General features: G+C 59.9%; 19 protein-coding genes. 5 read left to right on the forward strand and 14 right to left on the reverse strand.

Annotated elements, in window-relative coordinates:
* Window positions 1-49: 49 nt before the first annotated feature.
* Both JFT58_RS23220 and JFT58_RS23225 read left to right on the forward strand, forming a co-directional pair.
* Complete coding sequence (locus JFT58_RS23220) at window positions 50-1,084, forward strand: histone deacetylase family protein (protein ID WP_054898498.1); 1,035 nt, start codon at window positions 50-52, stop codon at window positions 1,082-1,084.
* Between the two features lie 105 nt (window positions 1,085-1,189).
* Complete coding sequence (locus JFT58_RS23225; RefSeq protein WP_054898497.1) at window positions 1,190-2,620, forward strand: amino acid permease; 1,431 nt, start codon at window positions 1,190-1,192, stop codon at window positions 2,618-2,620.
* 72 nt (window positions 2,621-2,692) lie between these two features.
* On the opposite strand, the gene JFT58_RS23230 is transcribed toward JFT58_RS23225, so the two are convergent.
* From JFT58_RS23230 to JFT58_RS23250, 5 genes are all read right to left on the reverse strand, one after another.
* Window positions 2,693-2,941: a CsbD family protein gene (locus JFT58_RS23230; protein WP_014718439.1), complete on the reverse strand. Its 249-nt coding sequence runs from the start codon at window positions 2,939-2,941 to the stop codon at window positions 2,693-2,695.
* Window positions 2,942-3,053: 112 nt separating this feature from the next.
* Window positions 3,054-3,647: a hypothetical protein gene (locus tag JFT58_RS23235; RefSeq protein ID WP_054898496.1), complete on the reverse strand. Its 594-nt coding sequence runs from the start codon at window positions 3,645-3,647 to the stop codon at window positions 3,054-3,056.
* Window positions 3,648-3,653: 6 nt separating this feature from the next.
* On the reverse strand, window positions 3,654-4,433 hold the full coding sequence (locus JFT58_RS23240) for a hypothetical protein (RefSeq protein WP_140915263.1): 780 nt from the start codon (window positions 4,431-4,433) through the stop codon (window positions 3,654-3,656).
* 10 nt (window positions 4,434-4,443) lie between these two features.
* Entirely contained in the window at window positions 4,444-5,070 is a 627-nt protein-coding gene (locus JFT58_RS23245) for a dTMP kinase (protein WP_054898494.1), read from the reverse strand.
* Window positions 5,071-5,213: 143 nt separating this feature from the next.
* Entirely contained in the window at window positions 5,214-6,941 is a 1,728-nt protein-coding gene (locus tag JFT58_RS23250) for a hydrogenase maturation protein (protein WP_054898493.1), read from the reverse strand.
* Window positions 6,942-7,188: 247 nt separating this feature from the next.
* Between JFT58_RS23250 and JFT58_RS23255 the strand changes: the two genes are divergently transcribed.
* From JFT58_RS23255 to JFT58_RS23265, 3 genes are all read left to right on the forward strand, one after another.
* Window positions 7,189-7,416, forward strand: a complete 228-nt coding sequence (locus JFT58_RS23255; protein ID WP_034127424.1) for a hypothetical protein — start codon at window positions 7,189-7,191, stop codon at window positions 7,414-7,416.
* Between the two features lie 56 nt (window positions 7,417-7,472).
* Window positions 7,473-7,733 carry a metallothionein gene (locus JFT58_RS23260; protein WP_054898492.1) on the forward strand — a complete coding sequence of 87 codons (261 nt, stop codon included), beginning with the start codon at window positions 7,473-7,475 and terminating at the stop codon, window positions 7,731-7,733.
* Window positions 7,734-7,850: 117 nt separating this feature from the next.
* The gene (locus JFT58_RS23265; protein ID WP_054898491.1) at window positions 7,851-8,756 is read left to right on the forward strand and encodes a LysR family transcriptional regulator; all 906 of its coding nucleotides are present in this window, start codon (window positions 7,851-7,853) and stop codon (window positions 8,754-8,756) included.
* Between the two features lies 1 nt (window position 8,757).
* On the opposite strand, the gene JFT58_RS23270 is transcribed toward JFT58_RS23265, so the two are convergent.
* From JFT58_RS23270 to JFT58_RS23310, 9 genes are all read right to left on the reverse strand, one after another.
* Window positions 8,758-9,690, reverse strand: coding sequence for a cupin (locus JFT58_RS23270; protein WP_054898490.1), 933 nt, complete (start codon window positions 9,688-9,690; stop codon window positions 8,758-8,760).
* Window positions 9,691-9,821: 131 nt separating this feature from the next.
* Window positions 9,822-11,312, reverse strand: a complete 1,491-nt coding sequence (locus tag JFT58_RS23275; RefSeq protein ID WP_054898489.1) for an aldehyde dehydrogenase — start codon at window positions 11,310-11,312, stop codon at window positions 9,822-9,824.
* Window positions 11,313-11,435: 123 nt separating this feature from the next.
* The gene (locus tag JFT58_RS23280) at window positions 11,436-12,815 is read right to left on the reverse strand and encodes an APC family permease (protein ID WP_054898488.1); all 1,380 of its coding nucleotides are present in this window, start codon (window positions 12,813-12,815) and stop codon (window positions 11,436-11,438) included.
* Window positions 12,816-12,961: 146 nt separating this feature from the next.
* Window positions 12,962-14,344, reverse strand: a complete 1,383-nt coding sequence (locus JFT58_RS23285; RefSeq protein ID WP_054898487.1) for an aspartate aminotransferase family protein — start codon at window positions 14,342-14,344, stop codon at window positions 12,962-12,964.
* A 36-nt stretch (window positions 14,345-14,380) separates the two neighbouring features.
* Window positions 14,381-15,220, reverse strand: a complete 840-nt coding sequence (locus JFT58_RS23290) for a helix-turn-helix transcriptional regulator (RefSeq protein WP_054898486.1) — start codon at window positions 15,218-15,220, stop codon at window positions 14,381-14,383.
* A gap of 101 nt (window positions 15,221-15,321) precedes the next feature.
* Entirely contained in the window at window positions 15,322-16,653 is a 1,332-nt protein-coding gene (locus JFT58_RS23295; RefSeq protein WP_054898485.1) for an LLM class flavin-dependent oxidoreductase, read from the reverse strand.
* A 22-nt stretch (window positions 16,654-16,675) separates the two neighbouring features.
* Entirely contained in the window at window positions 16,676-17,632 is a 957-nt protein-coding gene (locus JFT58_RS23300) for an ABC transporter substrate-binding protein (protein ID WP_103299389.1), read from the reverse strand.
* Window positions 17,633-17,911: 279 nt separating this feature from the next.
* Complete coding sequence (locus JFT58_RS23305; RefSeq protein ID WP_103299388.1) at window positions 17,912-19,240, reverse strand: ATP-binding protein; 1,329 nt, start codon at window positions 19,238-19,240, stop codon at window positions 17,912-17,914.
* Complete coding sequence (locus JFT58_RS23310; protein ID WP_371264155.1) at window positions 19,237-19,947, reverse strand: response regulator; 711 nt, start codon at window positions 19,945-19,947, stop codon at window positions 19,237-19,239. Before JFT58_RS23310 ends, JFT58_RS23305 begins: the two co-directional genes overlap by 4 nt.
* Window positions 19,948-20,108 lie beyond the last annotated feature (161 nt).

Consider the following 20,108-nt stretch of genomic DNA (forward strand, 5'->3'; position numbering starts at 1 on the left):
AGAGCCGGAACAGAATATTTGCACTGGCCCATATCAGCGGATGCGCACAATGTTTACAGTTTTCAGTGATTCCCACCGTTTGCACCACGGCACCGAATTGAAAGACGGCGTGCTCAAGCCGTCCTTCGAACAGCCCAGTCGGGCCGATACCGTCCACAATCGGGTCAAACAGGTAGGTCTTGGCCAGATCATCGAACCGCGAGCATTTGATCGGTCGTGCTATGTCAACGCGCACAGCGAGCGCTACGTAACTTTTCTGGAATCTGCCTGGTCTGAATGGTGCGCAACCGGGCGCACCCACGATGCGTTGCCGCTGGTATGGCCAGTCCGTGATCTGGCCAACGAGCAAGTCCCGACTTTCATCGACGGCAAACTGGGTTTCTACGCCATGGACGCCGGCTCGCCCATTACTGCCACCACCTGGCAAGCGGTAAAAACCAGTGCCGATATCGCACTGACCGGACTGGCGCTGATCGATGAAGGCCACGACAGTGCCTTTGCCCTATGCCGTCCGCCCGGCCATCACGCCGCACGTGAATACATGGGCGGCTATTGCTATCTGAACAACGCGGCCATTGCCGCACAACAGGCTATTACCCGAGGCTCCAAGCGTGTCGCGGTATTGGACGTCGACTTTCATCATGGCAACGGTACCCAGAATATTTTCTACGGGCGCAGTGACGTCATGTTTGTCTCGCTGCACGGCGACCCGACGGTGTCCTATCCGTACTACTCAGGCTACAGCCACGAAGTCGGCGCTGGTCACGGCGAAGGTTACAACCTGAACTATCCGCTGCCGAAGAACACCTCTTGGGAAAGCTACCGCAACGCCTTGCTCCACGCCTGCAAGAAACTCCAGCAATTTGCCCCTGACGTGCTGGTTATTTCACTGGGCGTCGACACCTTCAAGGACGACCCCATCAGCCACTTTTTGCTTGAAAGCGAAGACTTCATCGGCATCGGCGAGCTGATAGCCGGCGTGGGCTGCCCTGCCCTGTTTGTGATGGAGGGTGGCTACATGGTCGATGAAATCGGGATCAATGCAGTCAATGTGCTGCATGGTTACGAGAGCAAACGGGCCTGAAACTCCGCAAACCACTACCGTCAGTAGCCATTACATCTCTATCAAGGTCACGTGATTCCCACTTTTCTACCAAAACTCAAAAACATAAAATCAAGAGGTTTTGTAATGAAATCGACTCCGTCCGAGCGGGTTGAACAGCCCGCGCTGCAGCGCACACTCAGCAATCGTCACATTCAGTTAATGGCCATGGGCGGTGCTATCGGGACAGGCCTGTTCATGGGTTCCGGGAAGATCATCGCCCTCTCCGGCACGTCGATCATCCTCATCTATATGATCATCGGTCTGTTCGTCTACTTCGTCATGCGTGCCATGGGCGAAATGTTACTTTCCAACTTGAGCTTCAAAACCTTCGCTGATTTTGCCGGTGCCTATCTTGGCCCACGCGCAGCATTCTTTCTCGGCTGGTCATATTGGCTAAGCTGGAGCGTTGCAGTGATAGGTGATGCAGTCGTGGTGGGTGGATTTTTTCAGTATTGGTTCCCTGATGTACCCGCCTGGATACCAGCCATCGGCATGCTGATAACACTGTTCGCCTTGAACGTGCTGACTGTCAGGCTCTTCGGTGAAGTGGAGTTCTGGTTCGCGATCATCAAAATCATTGCCGTCGTTGCCCTGATTGGGGTGAGCATGGTGCTGATTGCCAGCTCCTTTGTCTCACCCAGTGGCGTTACCGCGTCCCTGAACCACTTGCTGGATAAACAGGGCGCATTCCCCAACGGCTTGTTCGGTTTCTTTGCCGGGTTTCAGATGGCGATTTTCTCATTTGCGGGCACCGAGCTGATCGGCACCGCAGCCGCCGAAACGCGCTCCCCCGAAAAGACCCTGCCTAAAGCCATCAACTCGATTCCGCTCAGAATCATCTTGTTTTATGTGCTGGCACTGGCCTGCATTATTGCAGTGACTTCCTGGCAACAGGTTTCACCCAACAAGAGCCCCTTCGTCGAGCTGTTTCTGGTTGCGGGGTTCCCCGCAGCAGCCGGTATTGTCAACTTTGTGGTGCTGACATCCGCCGCCTCATCGGCCAACAGTGGCGTATTTTCGTCCAGTCGGATGCTGTTCGGGCTGGCCAATCAGGACAACGCTCCGGGGATTTTCCGGCGTCTGTCGAGCAACAGCGTGCCTCTGCTGAGTTTGGCGTTCACCACCTTGTTGATGCTGCTGGGCGTGTTGTTGCTGTTCATCGTTCCAGAAGTCATGACCGCCTTCACCATCGTCTCTACCGTGTCAGCAATTCTGGTGATTTTCACTTGGTCGACGATCCTCGCGTCGTACATTGCCTATCGCAATACTCGACCTGACCTGCATGCAAAATCGACCTACAAGATGCCTGGCGGCGCGCCGATGGCCTGGTTCTCTTTGGCGTTTCTGGGCTTTGTTCTTTGTCTGCTGGCATTGAGACCAGACACCCGAATTGCCTTGATGGTCATGCCGGGGTGGTTCCTATGGTTGGCAATTGCTTACCAGTTGACCTGTTCCAGAAAACCCAAGCCCGTTGACAGTTCGGCAAATCAATACAAACGCGAAGGCTTGGTTTAAGGGCTATGGCTTACCGCCCTCGTACCTCCTGGCGCGGAACTCCAAGGAGTACGAGGGAAATCTTGTTGAGGTTCAGCGACCAAGCAATCTTTTCAGCACCAGTAGAGCAACAGCCCCGATTGCCAGTGCAGCAACCGGTTTTTCTTTGACGAATGTAGAAACGCTGTCCAGTGCGTCACCATAGGTTTGCGTCAGTTGACCCGCAGCCTGGCGTCCAGCGCCCTCAGCTTCCAACTTCGAATCACCAAAAAGCTTCCCGACTGCGCTCTGCGCTTTGCCAGCAACCTTTTCTACAACGCCTTCTACCTGTTCGCTCTTCATGATTAACCAAACCTTCGTGTGTGATTGGGTAACCCAGGAAAACCCCGGGCTTGAGGCAACGTGCAAAGCGTTAGGTGGACAGGCTTAGTGATTAGTTCAAAGTTGATGAAGCTCACTTGGTCCAGATCAACCGATAAGTCTTCTTACCTGTAGCGGCATCGTGATAGGGATCTTCGCCCGGGACCTCTCGCGTGCGCACGCACGGGCGTCCCTCGCAGTCAATAATGGCAGCGTCACCACCCTGGCGTTTCAACGCGTCTATGTTTTGCTCAAGCACCGCTAACTCTCGTTGCCTTTGCGCAATCTCATCGGTGCTGGGGACCGCAAAGAAAAACAGCAACGCCAGAGGCAATACCACACCTAGATGAATGGCGAAGATGCTGAGCCAGAATCGACGCTTAAGGCTGTCACTGGCGGCCTGGTACTTTTGCGCCGCATCAAGCGCAGCGGCATCGGCCTGTCTGAACTTGCCAATCAACTGCTCGGCCGCCTTTGAAGCCACTGAATCTGCGATCTGCGCCGCTGAAGCGCCCAGTATCGTCGGAATCTGTTGCAGGCTCTGCTCAACACGTTTTTCCAGATAGCCAAGACGCGCAATCGCCTGCTCAGCGGCTTTTCTGTCATTTTCCGCTGCGCTCATGATGCCCTTGGCAGCAACGGCCATGGCCCGCAGGCTGAGGTCATTTTCGTTCACGTGTTCGTCCATGGGTCATTACCTTCCATATTCGGGGCCGTCGCGGTGTTTGGGACGCTTCATGCTTAGCTCCAATGCAGGCACAGATAGCTCCAGCTGGGGACCGCTCATTTCCAGCTCAAGCCATTGCCTGTGCGGCATACTCAAATCACAGACGTCTCGCAGCTGAACAAAATGCATTGCTCCACCTGCGCCCATGACCAGAAGCACGCCACCTGCGCCCACCGGGTCGTCAGCTTGAATATTGCGTAAAAATCGCAGGTATATCTGTGAACGCTCGCGCATCATCGGGTCCAGGCCGCGAACAGCTTCGCGCGCGGTTTGCTCCACGAGTCGTTCAAGGCTTCCCGCGGACAACGCCAAGTGTTCTTCGTCGAAGGCGTCCAGATAAGGCACGGCTCGCGAAACCAGAGGCGTGTCGGTGTCATTGGCGCCCACCTCCACATACCAGTGCAGGCTTCTGGACGTTTCGACCAATACCTGATTCTCACCTGTCAGGGCGGCCATGAGTAAACGATGTCGCAGCCGTTCTTTTTTCAGGCTGGCGCCCTTCATCTTGAATTCGATCAAGCGCACGACACCTGGAAAACTCAGCAGTACGTCAGCCAGCTCTTTGTCTGCAGGCGTCTGCTGTAGCAGGTTGACCACGCTTGGGATCGAGGTGTTTGCGTCTAGACATGACCGCACGGCGAACCCGAGACCGTACAGGAAGTTTCCTATCACGACGTTTTCATAGAGTTTCTTCGTTCGGTGACGTTTGTTCTGATGACCAACATCATCCTGATCTTGCTGGTTCAACGGCACTCCGTTACTCCTGATGCTTGGGATGAAGGACCTTATATATCTGCAAAACCACCCGCCTCACCGCCTCTTCAATCGTCCCTTCATTGCGACACGTTACCCACCCCTGCTCCACAGCCGCTCGCTCAAACGCCTCGGTACACGCAACTTGCTCCTCCAGCTTAGACATCACCGTACTGCTCAAACCCCGCCGTCGTGCTGCCGCCCGCGCCCAGGATATTTGCGCCGCGGTGACAACCCCCACGTGCAGGTCCGGCACTTGCACCTGCCGATTAATGTTCAGCTCAAGAATGTCTGCAAAGGGTATCAACCGACGAAACGCGGCATCAGACGGGTACCAGCGATCCATCAGGATGATGCTGTCAGGTGGCTGCGCGGCCAGTACGTTTTGAGTAATCCAGCTGCGGCTGTCGGCAAAGCGCTCACACACCTCAAGTTCCAGATCCCGGCTGGGATCTCGGGCGAACGTGTTAACCAGAGCCATCGTTTGCGCTCGACAGGGATCGCTCTTGCGCTCGCACAGTCGCACGACCTTTATGTTGTCGGCCCTCAACGCTGTCGTAACGGCCTCCAACAGCGTGGTTTTACCGGTGCCTTTGGGGCCATCCATCGAAATAAACAGCGCACGAGTCATACGGGCGCTGCATCATCGTTCAGGTTGTGCCGTTCCATGGAGCCTCGGGGTCTGTGCGGTTGGGCGAGTTGGCCTCCATTATGGGCAACCCTATTGCCCAATGCGAGGCTGGACTGGCCGACGTGCCCTCCCCGCGTCGACAGTCAGTCATTCAGCATCCGGCTTTCCGGCACACCAGCCTCATACCTCAACGCCCATGGCGCAATCAACCGCTGCGGGGTCTGGCAGGCTTTGCGTTTAAACACGAAGTTGCGGCATTTCTCGGCAAACTGCTGGCGGTTTTCCACCATGTCGAGTCGCATCTGTGCCAGCTCCTGCTCGCGACAGCGTTCAACTTGCTGAGTATCCAGCATGGCTTTTCGCGTGCGTGCGTGAAGGTACTTATCATCGGTCAACGCACGGTCAGCCTCTTGCAAAAGCCACAGGCCGAATGCCTGCAGACAGCGGGGCCCGATGCCCTGAACCATGCCGTACTGCTGGGCCTGGATGGCGCTGATGGGCAGGCATTCTTCGGTGAGCTTATGCGCGATTTCGCTGCCCACCGCCCGTGGCAGGCTGTAGGTCCAGTATTCGGAGCCGTAGAGCCCCATGGTTTTGTAGTGCGGGTTGAGCACCACACCTTCGCGAGCCAATACAATGTCGGCGGCCAGCGCCAGCATCACGCCGCCTGCGCCTGCACTGCCGGTCAGGCCGCTGATCACCAGTTGCCTGGCGGTGAGCAGCTCCAGGCACACATCGTCGATGGCTTGAATGTTGGCCCAGGCTTCCAGCCCCGGCACGTCGGCGGCCTGGATGACGTTAAGGTGCACCCCATTGGAAAAACTGCCGCGCCCGCCCTTGATCAGCAACACTTGGGTATCTCGCGCCTTGGCCCAGCGCAACGCAGCGACCAGCCGCTGGCATTGTTCGGTGCTCATGGCGCCGTTGTAGAACTCGAACGTCAGTTCGCCGATGTGGCCGAACTCTTGGTAGCGAATGGGTTGATAGACCCGCTCGTTGAACGCCTGGCGGGCTATTGAGCTGTCCAGCACCGGAACGCCGGCCAGCCTTTGCGCCAGTACGTGCCGTGCCGGCAGCTTGAAGGTCTCTGGGCCTTTGGGTTTGAGCGAGCCGATCCACAGGCTGTGATCTCCGGCCGCCACCAGCACAGCGTCGTCCTGTACCGCGAGGATTTCTCCGGGAGCGCCCTGGCGGACGTCCAAGTGCGCGTCGTAGAGGTAATATTGCCCGCCCAACAGGCTGGCCAACACGCCGGGCTGGCCATCGGCAGCGTCGATGCTGCGCTTGATAAAGCCTGCGCGATCGAACCAACTGAAGGTGCGGTCGGCCTGGGTCATGTTCGGCTGCAAGCGCCCGATGACGCTGGGTTGGGTGTAATTGAGCGGTGTGGGGACGAAGCCCTTGGCGAATTTCGCCACGACGTCACGAATGCAAACCATCGCGGCATCGCTCACCAGGCCGTTGTACAGCTCGGATTTGCGCACCTGGTCGGGCATGTCGAATTCACAGGTGGACCATATCGGCCCTGCGTCCATTTCCTCCACCGCTTGCAAGGCGGTGACGCCCCAACGGCGAGCCTGCTGGGTGATAGCCCAATCCAGCGCACTGGCACCGCGGTCACCAACGATGCCCGGATGGATGATCACCACCGGGCGCTGCGGATGGCTCCATAGTTGGTGCGGCACACGGTCCTTGAGAAATGGGCAGATCACCAGGTCGGCACCTGACGCCTCGACCTGCTGGCACACCGTGGCTTGATCGGTGAACACCACAACGCTGGGGTCGTGACCCGCCTGGCGCAGATCCAGCCAGGCTCGTTGGGTCAAACCGTTGAATGCCGATGATAACAACAGGATCTTGAGTGATCGCATGGCTGACTCTTCCTTGAGAATGTGCGACCAGAGCTGCTCGTTGAGCCGTCCCTGGCCATCGATAAGCGCCCAAGGTTATAGAGCGGGCCAGCACGGCCAACTGATCGAGATCAATAGTCGGGTTCTGTTGTTCTCAAGGTTCGGCCGGTGAAAGCGGCTTATATTTTCTGAATCACTGCGCAGCCCACTCATCAAATGAACATGCCCTGCTCGGGTACGCCTTGTTAACCGTAACGGAGCCACGTTCATGTTCGAGAAAGCGCATTACCTCATCAGTTTCATCCTCGACAACCAGCCACAAAGCCGCACGCTTGAGCACGATGCAGACACGCTGGACCCGCAATGGGCCGAGTCCCTGCTCAGGCAGCGCTTCGCAGAGCTCAAGGACGCGAAATTGAGCGACGTCCAGGTGCAAAAGCGCAACAAGCCGGCCGATGAAGGCCATGACATCCCAGGGCATTACCAGCAGCCCTGATTTACGTATCAGAAAACCGCTGCCCGTTTATCAATCACTGAATATTCGGAGGACCTATGAACCCGACAACTCAAGGTTGGACCTGCGCCTGCCCAGGCTGCACCTGCCAGGTGACCCATGACACGCGTCACCAGCGCAACGGCAAAGCCTACTGCAGCCAGGCATGCGCCGACTTGCACCCCCAGGGTCAAGCGTGCTCCAGTGCCGATTGCCATTGCGAGTCGAATGTGAAGGTGCAAGACCGCGCTGTCAGCGATAGCCAGCTCGACGAGGCGATCGAAGAAACCTTTCCTGCGAGCGATCCCATATCGCCTTGATCATTCAGACCCATTAGGAAAACGGGGGCTGCATCGTGGCTCTAGGGTCTAGCAGTTGACAGCCCCCGGCAAAACTCAACAACCTGCACGTCTCACCGCCCTGCCCTGAGGCTGCCCTTGGACTATTTCACCGCGCTCACCGCATTCATCGAAGCCGCCGAAGGCAACAATTTCTCGCGTGCCGCCGAACGCTTGGGGATCAAGGCCTCAACGGTTTCACGCTATGTGAAGGACCTCGAGCAAGACCTGGGCATCGCGCTGTTCAACCGCTCCACACGCACACTGCATCTGACCGAAGGCGGCCAGACCTTCCTGATACACGCGCGCAGGGTATTGGATGAACTGGAACACGCCAAGGCCGCCACGTCTGCGCTGAACCAGCATCCCCGGGGCGTGTTGAAACTCAACCTGCCGCCGGCGTTTGCTCGGCATCACATCCTGCCGGCGTTGAATGACTTTCTGGTGCGCTACCCGCAGATCAGTGTGGAGCTGGTGCTGGATAACACCCAGGTCAATTTGATTCATGCCGGCGTCGACTTAGCCATACGCATTGGCGAGCTGGCCGATTCGACCCTCAAGGCACGCAAGCTCAGCGACGGCCACTACCGCTTGGTGGTCAGCCCGGCGTTTGGCATGCAGCACCCTCCTCCTTCCACGCCCACCGACCTGGCCGGTTTGCCTGCGGTGCTGGGCACGGCTACCACCGGCGATATCAGTTTTGTATCCGCCGGCCGCGCGCTCCCGTTGCAGCATGACGGCGTTATTCGAATCAATGACCTGGACGCGCAACTCATCGCCGTGCGCCAAGGCTTGGGCTTTGGGCTGTTGCCGGACTGGCTGGTGGCGCAAAGTATCGAGGCCGGCGACTTGGCAGTGTGGCTGCCCGAATGGCATATCCAGGGCGTTGAGCGGGCGTTTGCGGTGTGGTTTGTGTACCCGCCCAAGCGCATCGTATCGTCCAAGGTCCGGTGTTTTATCGACTTTATCGTTGAACGACTGGGCGAAACACCGGACTGGAAGTGACTCAACTGAAGCGGATATCCAGCGCACGCAAGTAGGTTTGCAGCCCCGCATCCTGAATCGGGATCAGGAACGCCTCGCTATCCGATTCATTAAAATGCGCATGCCAGTAACCCGGTGGCGTGACAAACGCCAGGCCGGGAGACCAGTCGACCCGCTGCGGGTTACGAATTTGCCCATCCGCGTCCAGCTCGGTGCCCACCAATGAATAACAGCCCGTGGGGCAATCAATAATGAAGTCCAGTGCAATCGACTGATGCCGATGGGGTTTCTGCACCGATCCCGCCGGCAGAATCCCGTACATGGCCCACAACACGTGGGTCACCGTGCGCGTCTGCGGGAAATGACGGTTGCCCAGCAGGATGCTGATGCGGCTGCGGTCCTGTGCCCTGGGATCATCGGCCGCTTCACGCAACTTCGCGTTGGCCAGTGCTGCTGGGTACAGGGTCGGCGCAAAGCGATCGGCGCGGGGTGTCACCCCCAGGTAACGCAGCAACGGCTCATCGTGCACATAGTAAAGACGTGCATCCTCGCGGGCACTGAAGTGCGCTTGCTGTAATCCCGGCAGGGCGATAAAGCAGCCCTTGGACCATTGAATCTCATACTCCCCCTGAACCACGCTGCCCTCCCCGGCAATCACGTAGAACACCTGGGAAGTGGCGTTGGGTTGCAGGGTCAGCGTGTCGCCAGGGTTAAGGCGCATGAAGTTCGCGCATAGCCCGGGGCCTGTCGCAGGGCCTTCGCAGCCCAAGGCGTCGCTGAGGTCCAGCGGTACCACGCGGGAGGGGCCATTGTCATACAGCGAGGCCGGAAAGCTGTGGTAGGGAATGCGGGAAATCAGGTTGGCACTGATGGGATTCGCCGCCTTGCTGTACTCGAAGTACTCGGCGTCCACTTGGTTGATATCCGTCAGTGCGGGGTCGAATTCACGGTTCATCAGGCTCACCTCAGTCTTGGGCTGGATCGCGCAGCACGGTTGAAGCGCTGCACGGGCTAAGTGGACTATAGGCATTGCCCATTGGCGGATGAATGCCTGTAACGGCACAGCAGTTATGCGAAACGGGGCAGTTAACGCAATTGGAACCAGGTGGTTTTCAACTGGGTGTACTTATCAAACGAATGCAGCGACAAATCGCGGCCGAACCCCGACTGTTTGCCGCCGCCAAACGGCACGGTCACGTCCAGGGCGTCAATGGTGTTGACCGACACGGTACCAGCATTCAGGGCACGCGCCACGCGATGCGCACGGTTCAGGTCATCACTCCACACCGATGCCGCCAGGCCGTAGACGCTGTCGTTGGCTTGCTGTATCGCCTGTTCTTCGGTATCGAAGGCACTCACCGCCAGCACGGGGCCAAACACCTCATCACGGGACAGGCGCATGTCAGCGGTGACGTTGGCAAATATCGTCGGCTGGATGAAGTTTGAACAACCCTCGATGTTCAACTGTTGGCCACCGCTCAACAGCGTGGCGCCTTCTGCGCGAGCCTGCCCGATGGCTTGCATGATGCGTGCGGTTTGCCCGCTGTCGACAATTGCACCGGCGGCGCTGGCGGGGTTCAGTGGGTTGCCGGGCATCCAGGCGTGGGATTTATCGATCAGGCGCTCGATGAACTCGTCGTGGATGCAGCGTTGCACATAGAGGCGCGAATTGGCCGAACACACCTCGCCCTGGTTGAAGAATATCCCGAAGGCCGCCTTCTCCGCCGCCAGGTCCAGGTCCTGACAGTCTGCAAACACCAGGTTCGGGCTCTTGCCACCACACTCCAGCCACACCTGCTTGAGGTTGGACTGCGCGGAGTACTGCATGAAGTACTTGCCCACTTGGGTCGAACCGGTAAACACCAGGCAATCGACGTCCGGGTGCAACCCCAGTGCCTTGCCGGCGCCATCGCCCATGCCTGGCACCACGTTCAGCACGCCCTCGGGGACGCCCGCCTCGAGCGCCAGTTGGGCCAGGCGCAAGGCGGAAAACGGCGATTGCTCAGCGGGCTTGAGTACCACGCTATTGCCTGCCGCCAAGGCGGGTGCCAATTTCCAGGCGGCCATGTCCAGCGGGAAGTTCCACGGCACCACCGCTGCGATCACGCCCAATGCTTCGCGGGTAATGGTCGCCAACGCGTTGTGGGCAGTCGGCGCGACCTGATCGTAGAGCTTGTCCAGGGCTTCACCGTACCAGGCGAAAACATGGGCCGCGCCGGGTACGTCGACGTTATAGGCGTCCATTACCGGCTTGCCCATGTTCAGGGAGTCCAGCAGTGCGAGTTCTTCGCGGTGGGTCATCAACAGGTCGGCGAGTTTGATCAGGACTTTTTTGCGTTCGCCTGGAGGCATGCGCCGCCACGGGCCGTTCTCAAAGGCGCGGCGTGCGGAGCGCACTGCCAGGTCGACCTCCGCTGCACCGCAGGCGGCGACCTGCGCAAGGACTCGGTTAGTCGCCGGGTTGATGGTGTCGAAGGTCGCCCCGCAGAGTGCACCTACGGGATGGCCGTCGATCAGGGCGGTGCTGATGAAGGTTTGGCGGGCAGCGCGTTGCTGCCAATAGTCTAGGTTGAACATGTTGTATTCCTGAAGCGGGGTATGGATCCAACATCCTGGCCGGCCCTGAGGGCGCCATCGGGGGCAAGCCCCCTCCCACATGAGCCCAGGTGTGTCAGTTGTATAAGTGGGTGGCTATTTCGCTTATTCGGCCATGTGCAATTCCGGCATCCCCACCCGGAACCCTCGGGTGAGGCACAGCAAACACAGCAGCCCCAGGCCCATCCAGCCCAGGCCGATGGTGAACGACAGGCCCGACAGGCTCGTCCACAACCACAGCGTGCTGAGAAACCCCAGGCCCGGCAGGGCGGCGTACAGCAGATAGTTGCGTGTACCGCGCAGCTTCTGGTCGCCCAGGTAATGCTTGATCACGGCCAGGTTCACCGCCGAAAACGCGAACAGCGCGCCAAAGCTGATCATGTTGGCCACGGTGTCCAGGCTGATAAACAGCGCAATCAGCGAAAACAGGCTGACCAGCATGATCGCGTTGGCCGGCACGCGTTTTTTCGTCACCAGCTTGCCGAATACCCTGGGCAATGCGCCGTCGCGGCCCATGGCGAACAGCACGCGGGACACGCTGGCCTGGGAGACCATCGCGGAGGCGAAACAGCCCGCCACATAGGTGGCGGTAAACGCACTCACCAGTAGCTCGCCGCCGACCCGGCGCATCACATCGACCGAAGCCGAGTCGGGATCGGCAAAACTATTCCATTCCGGGAAGACCATCTGGGCGCAATACGACACCACCAAAAACAGCAACCCACCGATCAGCGACACCGCCATGATCGCCTGCGGAATGGTACGACGCGGGTCAGGTGTCTCCTCAGCCATGGTCGACACGGCATCAAACCCCAGGAACGACAAGCACAGCACCGCCGCGCCGGTCATGATCAGCGGCACGCTGAAACCTTCATGGTGAAACGGCTTGAGCAGCGACACCGGCTCGGCTTGCCCGCTGAGGTTGTGGATCGACAACCCCACGAACACCACGATGAACACCAGTTGGGCCACGATCAGCACCCAATTGACCCGGGTAATCGACTCGATACCCACCAGATTCAGCGCCGTCACCAGGGCAATGGAGCCCAATACCCATACCGCGGTGGGCACGGTAGGAAAGTATTCGGACAAGTAGATGCCGATCAGCAAATAGCTGAGCAGCGGCAGGAAGATGTAGTCCAGCAGCAAGGTCCAGCCGGCGATAAAGCCGAAGGAGGCGCCAAACGCCTTGCGCGTATAGGTGTAGACCGAGCCCGAATACGGGTGCGCCTTGACCATGCACCCATAGCTGTAGGCCGTCAGCAGCATGGCAGCCAGGGTCAACAGGTAGGCGGTGGGCAGGTGCCCCTTGGTCATTTGGGTCACCAGACCGTACGTGGTGAACACCGCCAGCGGCACCATATACGCCAGCCCGAACAGTACAAGCCCGACAAGGCCCAGGGGTTGTCGAAAGCGGCGCGATGAGGTTGGTTGGGTTGGGGTTTGATGGACGGGAGTATCGGCTACGTTTGTTATTGTATTCATTGCTGACTCCTGGAAAGTGGAATGCAGGGCGCCGCGGCGTTCGATCAAATCGACACCTTTGATGAGTCATCCATTGGGAGCGGTGGGCAGGCCGCTATGGGCCGCCCACCCTGTTCAACCGAAGCGGCATGCGGGGGCTCAGCCCTTCACAGTTTTCCCGCGATCCGTGCGGTGCGGTCCACCGCAATGCGGGTCTTGTCGACCAGTTCATCGAGCTCCGCGCGGCTGGCTACCAGGGCCGGCGCCATGATCATGCGGCCCAGGGTCGAGCGAATGATCACGCCTTCTTCAAAGCCAAAAGTGCGGCATTGCCAGGCCAGGTCGTTTTCATTGGCAAAGCGTTTGCGCGTGCCTTTGTCCTCGACAAACTGCAAGGCTGCCAGCAGGCCGGTGCCCTGGATCTCGCCGATCAGCGGGTGGTTGCCAAAGACTTCGTGCAGGAGCTTGTGCAAATACGGCCCGGTGTCGTCCTTTACCTGGCGCACGATCCCTTCGTCACGCAAGGCCTTGAGGTTGGCCAGGGCCACCGCCGCCGCAACCGGGTGCCCGGAATACGTCAGTCCATGAGCAAACACCCCGCCCCGCTCTACCAGGGCTTCGGCCATGCGCTTGCTCAATACCAAACCGCCCATGGGCAGGTAACCTGAGGTCAGGCCCTTGGCGATCGACAACGTGTCGGGTTCGAAGCCGAAATACTGATGGGCAAACCACTCACCTGTACGACCGAAACCGCCAATCACTTCATCAGCGCACAGCAGCACATCGTATTGGCGACAGATACGCTGGATCTCTGGCCAATAGCTTTCTGGCGGAAAAATCATGCCGCCGGCGCCCTGGAAAGGTTCAGCGATAAAACCGGCGACGTTTTGCGCGCCCAACTCCAGAATCTTTTCTTCCAGTTGCAGGGCGCAGCGCCGCCCGAACTCGGCCGGGGTCAAGTCACCACCCTGGGCGTACCAATAAGGCTCGTCAATGTGCGCGACGTCCGGGATCAAGCCGCCCATTTCATGCATGAATTTCATGCCGCCCAGGGCAGACGCCGCCAGGGTGGAGCCGTGATAGCCGTTCCAGCGACCGATCATGATCTTCTTCTGCGGCTTGCCGAGCACTTGCCAGTAGCGGCGTACGGTGCGGATCAGCACCTCATTGGCTTCGGAACCGGAGTTGGTGTAGATCACATGGCTGTAGTGCCCTGGCAACAGGCTGAACAGCAACTCGGACAGCTCGATCACCGCCGGATGGGTGGTGTGAAAGAACATGTTGTAGTACGCCAACTGATCCATCTGCGCAGCAGCCGCAGCCGTCAGGTCCTTGCGCCCATAACCCAGCTGCGTGCACCACAGGCCCGACATCCCGTCCAGGTAACGCTTACCCTCGCTGTCCCACAGGTACAGGCCCTCACCGCGGACCATTACGCGCGGGCCTTCGGCATTCAGCGCCTTTTGATCCACAAAGGCATGGATATGGTGGGCCGCGTCCGAGGCCTGGTAGTCCTGGGTCTGGCGTTGCGGTTCAAAGGGTAGGTTCATGGCTTTTTCTCTTGTTGTGGGTAGTCATGCAGCCGGTCAACGGCCTTTGCTCATGTAGCGTTCGAGGGGGTCTTTGCTCAGCCCGCCCTGGGCCTCGGCCAACGAGTCGATAAACAGGGAAAACAGTTCCGATTGCGTGCCGATGTCGAGCTTGCTGTAGATGTGCTTGCGGTGGGACTTGATGGTGTCTTCGGAGACCCCGAGGCGCTCGGCCAGCGAACGTGTGGAGTGGCCGCGCAGGATCAACTGGGTGATCCGGCATTCGCGTTCGGTGAGCAGCGAGGAGCCGAAGTTGTTGAGTGCCGAGTGAATACGCTGTTCCAACAGGCTTTCGAAACGCGCGCCCTGAGTCTCCAGGCCGACGAAGTGCTTGCCCAGCACTGCCAATACCCATGGTGCTATGCGCTTGAAATGCTCGGTGGTGTCCGCGTCGAGCTTCTGCGTAAAGGCCAGCGACACCGCCAGGCTCAAGCCGTTGCTCGCCTGCAGGATGTAGTTGAGCTCATCCTCCAGGTGCGAATGCCGGTAAAACGACTGGTAGTACTCGCTGTGCTCAAAGTGGTCGGGGGCCACATCGGCGAGGTCGTAGCAGCCGGAAGTGGCGCCCTCCACGCAGGCGCCGTAGAACGGGTCGAGCAAGTAAAAACCGGAGAGGTACTGGCGCACATTGCCCTGGGGCAGCCATGGCCCGTCCAGTTCGAACAATGCGCTGGGCATGCCGTCGTGGGGGTACAGGTACAAGGTCGTGGCCTGAATGGGGCGGATACACCCCAGGGCATCGAACAACGTGGCGGCAAACCCCGCGTGCCCGATGCTCTCGGTCACCCTGGCTATCTGTTCGAACCACTGGGCTGAAGACAGTCGATCATTATCCACTTCGAAGACTCGCCGTCATAACGGTTGGGTGCGACACCAGATCACTGGCGCCGGGGACTGAAGTGATAGTCCCACACCCGCAAAGTCATCGAAATCACCCCTTAGGGTGAGGGGGTGCGCTGGAACCTCGGAATCGCCAAGCCCAGGCTTTCGCGCAAGGTCGAGCCCTCGTAGGCCGTGCGATAAACACCGCGCTCTTGCAGCAAAGGGATGACCTCCTGAGTAAAGCGATCAAATTGCCCAGGGTGCCCGATGTAGATATTGAACCCGTCCACCGCCCGTGCCTCGAACCAATCCGCCATTTTCTGCGCCACCGTGGCCGCGCTGCCCACGAACGCGCCTGGGCGCAATTGCCGGCCAAATTCGACGGCCTGGCGCAGGCTGAAGCCCTGCTCCCGCGCCTGGTCGGCGATGCGTTTGGCAGCGGTGAAAAAACTGCTGCGCGCGGCCTCCAGGCTCTCTTGCGGGAACGGCGCATCCAGGTCGTACTGGCTGAAATCATGCCAGCCAAAATTGCGCCCGAACTCCTTGAGTGCCAGCGCAAAACTGTGGTCGAGCTGATGATAGTGCTGCTCGATTTCCCGAGCATGGGCATCGGTGTCGCCCACATAAATTTCCGCACCGGGCATGATCAGTACCTGTTCCGGATCGCGCCCCCGTTGTGCCGCCCTGCCCTTGATATCCCGGTAAAACCTCTGGCCCTGCTCGATACTGGCCGCGTGGGTGAAGATCACATCGGCAGTGGCGGCGCCCAGGTCGCGGCCTTGCTCCGAGTCGCCGGCCTGGAAAATCACAGGCTGGCCTTGGGGCGAGCGCTGGATATTCAGCGGGCCCACCACCGAGAAGTGTTCGCCCTGGTGATTCAGGCTGTGCAGCTTGCTCGGGTCGAGAAACTGCCCAGTGGCACGGTTGCGCACAAACGCATCGTCTTCGTAAGAATTCCACAGCCCCTGCACCACCTGAACGTGTTCGGCGGCACGCCCGTAGCGGGTGGCATAGTCGTAATGTTCGTCGCGGCTGTAATTGCCGGCGGTACCGGCATCGCCACTGGTCACCACGTTCCAGCCGGCGCGGCCTTTGCTGATCAGGTCCAGGGAGGCGAGGCGCCGGGCGACGTTATAGGGCGAGTTATACGAGGTAGTCAGCGTACCGACCAGGCCGATATGCCGCGTGCTCACGGCCAGTGCCGACAGCAAGGTCAGCGGCTCCAGGCGATTGAGGTAATGGGAAGGCGAGCCTTCGGTGATGAACTGGCTGTCGACGATGAACAGCAGGTCGAACAGCGCCGCCTCGGCCTGGCGCGCTATCTCGATGTACCAATCGACGTTGACGCTGGCATCGGCCGGCAACTGCGGATCAAGCCACAGGTTATGGCGGCCCGGCCCACCGCAGCCCATGGTCAGGGCGCCCAGTTTGAGCTGTCTTTTAGTCATTGCGCAGTAGTCCTTCAAGCGGTCAGGGCTGGGTGGTGGCGACGGCGGGCTGCAAGGCGGCTGCAAATGAAGGGTCGAACAACGTGGCGGCCGAGTAAGACTTGACCAGGCCCAGGCCGGCAAAAAAGTCCACGGTCTTTTGCGCCTCGATGGGCGCCTGAAGCGTCAGCGGCTCGACGGTGGTGCGTGCGCGGGCAAACCAGACGCGAGCGATGTCGGCATCAGCGCGGGTGCGCTTGGCCCAGGCATCGGCATACGCGTTGGCGTTGGCCGGGCTTTGGCGGGCCCAGTCGCGGGCTTTTTTCAGGCGCTGGAGGAAGTCGCTGATGGGTTCACGCTTGGCCTTGACAGCACTGGCGTTGGCGGCAATGAAACTCTGGGCCGGGATCAAGTCTTCAGCGGTTGCCAGCACCCGCGCACCTTGGCGTTCCTGTTGCGTGACGTAGGGTTCCCAGGTGGCGATCACGTCAACTGCACCGCCTTCCAGCGCGTGGGAGGCATCCAGGGCGCTGAGGTAGCGCCATTGCAGCGAATCCCGCGCAACCCCGGCCTTGTCCAGTGCGGTCAGCAACAGTTGCTGGCTCCAGGAACCTTTCCAGATCGCAGCGCGCTTGCCTGCCAGATCGGCCAGGCTGTGGATCGACGAGTCTTTTTTTACCAGGATGGCTACGCCGTCGAGATTTTGCCGGCTGACGGCAATCACCTTGATCGGTGCACCCAAGGCGCCCAGGAACAACACCGGGGCATCCCCGAGCAGGCCCAGGTCCAGGCTGCCGACGTTGAGCGCTTCGGCCACCGGCGACCCGGCCGTGAACTGCTTCCAGTCCAGCGTGTAAGGCAGGTCATCGAGCACCCCCGCCGCTTCCATCACGGCCTGCGCGTTGTAGCTCTGGTCGCCGACCACCAGGGTTTGGGCCTGCGCCGTCAGGCACAGCAAAGAGGCGGCCAACCCGGCCGCCAGGGTTTTGAGGTAACGCACGTTCGTCTCCAGATGCCTTGTGGGGCATTCAAGTCGATCCGCACGCACGGTCTCGGTTTTAAAAAGCTTTTATCTGTGGCGAGGGAGCTTGCTCCCGCTGGGCAGCGTAGCGGCCCCATGCTCCGGACAAAGAGCAGGGCCGCTTCGCGCCCCAGCGGGAGCAAGCTCCCTCGCCACAGGTTTTTGGGTGTCCGGGCTATTTTCGTGGTGTTGAAGGCGAGATGTAAAATACTGATAACGCATAACCTAATTCATTAATAATGCGCATATCGCATCACGCTAGCGCGGCAATTCAACCCGAGCCGCCAACCCCGAATCACGTCGATTGCTCAGGCTCAGCTCACCGCCCTGCTCGCGCACAATGGCCCGCGCTGCCGAGAGCCCAAGCCCTACCCCACCGGTATTGCGGTTGCGTGAGGTCTCAAGACGAAAGAACGGGTCGAACACACGCTCCAGGTCCGCCTCGGGAATCCCCGGGCCCTCGTCGCTGACCTCGATGCGTACCCGCTGATCGTCAACACTCAGAGCAATGCTGGGGTGCCGGGCGTACTTGGCGGCATTTTCCAGCAGGTTGACCACCACCCGTTTAAGCGCCAATGGCCGGCCGTGATAGACCAGATGGGGCGGCCCCCGGAAGTCGACCACCAGCTGCTGGTCGCGATAGTCGTCGATGATGGTTTGCAGCAGTTCAGACAGATCGAATGCCGTGCTGTGCTCCAGCACCGTATCGTCGCGGAAAAACGCCAGCGCGGCGTTGATCATCGACTGCATTTCCTCGACATCGCGAATCAGCTTGTGCTGATGGTCCAGATCCTCCATGAACTCGCAGCGCAGGCGTATTCGCGTCAAAGGCGCGCGCAAGTCATGGGAAATGGCTGCCAGCATCTGGGTGCGTTCGCCGATGAAGTGCTGGATTTGCGCCTGCATGGTGTTGAAGGCGATAGTGGCCTGGCGTATTTCGTCGGGGCCTTCGATGTCGATGGGCGGTGCGCGCAGATCTCCGCCGAAGCGTCTGGCGGCACTGGCGAAACGCTGCAACGGCTTGGCCAATTGCCGGGTGGCCACCCAGGCGACCAGCAAGGTGGCGATCAACCCCAGGATGATGATCACCGCAATCCGCGTGGGTGCGCTCAGGCCCCAACTGCGTTCGGGTGGGATGAAGGACAACCAGCTGCCATCAAGTAACTGCACCAGCGCGACATAATGCGCGTCGGGGCTGCCACGGGGCCAATCGTCCGGGCTGTACACCTGAATGGTGCGCCCCGTGCCAAACAACGCCTGTATCCCAGGGACTTCGCCCGCCTGTAGCACGTTGCCGCCGCTGGGCAGGCCGAAATCCACGGGGTCGGTATGCCACGTCACCTGCAACCGCGCATCGCTGGCCGCTGCAGCCAGATGCGAGCGCAACGGCGCAGGCGCCGCCTCGATCACTTTCAACGTCGCGGCCATTTGTTCCAGCAACCCCGTGCGGTCGATGGGCGGACGCGCCCACACCCCGGCCACCTGCACGAACAAGGCATTGAGGGCCAGTGAGGCGAGCATCGCGGCGAGAATGGTCAGGGCGATCCGCCGATTCAGGGTGTCGCGGCGCAGCAGGCGGCGAATCATGCGCGGGTCACCGGGGCAGTGAACAGATAGCCGCCATTGCGCACGGTGCGGATCAGGTCCGGGCGCTTGCAATCGGGCTCGATCTTGCGCCGCAGCCGGCTGACCTGCACGTCGATGCTGCGGTCGAAGGCGTCGTGGCCCTGGCCGTGGGTCAGGTCGATCAACTGGTCGCGGGTGAGGATGCGCTGGGGGTGTTCGAGAAACACCACCAACAAATCGAACTCGCCACCGGACAGCGGGATCATGACGCCCTCCGGCGAACGCAGCTCGCGACAGGTGATATCCAGATGCCAACCGGCGAAGGCAATCACCGGGCGTGAGCGCTCGTCGGCCGCGATGACCGGCTGTCCCGCACGCCGTTGCACAGCGCGCAGGCGCGCCAGCAATTCGCGTGGGGCGAAGGGTTTGGTCAGGTAGTCGTCGGCGCCCAGCTCCAGGCCAACAATGCGGTCGCTCAGCTCGCCCATGGCCGTGAGCATGATGATAGGGATGCCGAACTGCGCCCGCACTTTCTGGCAGAGGCTGAGGCCGCCTTCGCCGGGCAACATGAGGTCGAGGATGATCGTGTCCGGCCGCTGTTGTGCGACGGCCGCCCACATGGCCTCGCCGTCGGCGGCCACGTCGACTTCATAGGCGTGCTGGACGAAGAATTTCTTCAGCAATGCCAGCACTTCCACGTCGTCATCGACGATCAGCAGTCTGCTCACGTTCACAGATTCCCAGGCCAAAAAAAGAACGACATCTAAAACCATTCCGGCGCCGGGGTCATTTATTTCAATCGAGCAACATTCCTTCGCCACGGACACAACCCGGACATCTTTGGGCAAAACCTGTCGGGCATTCTGCACATCTCCCACTCACGAAAGAC

The organism is Pseudomonas sp. MF6767 (genome assembly GCF_016405475.1).
GTDB lineage: Bacteria > Pseudomonadota > Gammaproteobacteria > Pseudomonadales > Pseudomonadaceae > Aquipseudomonas > Aquipseudomonas paracarnis.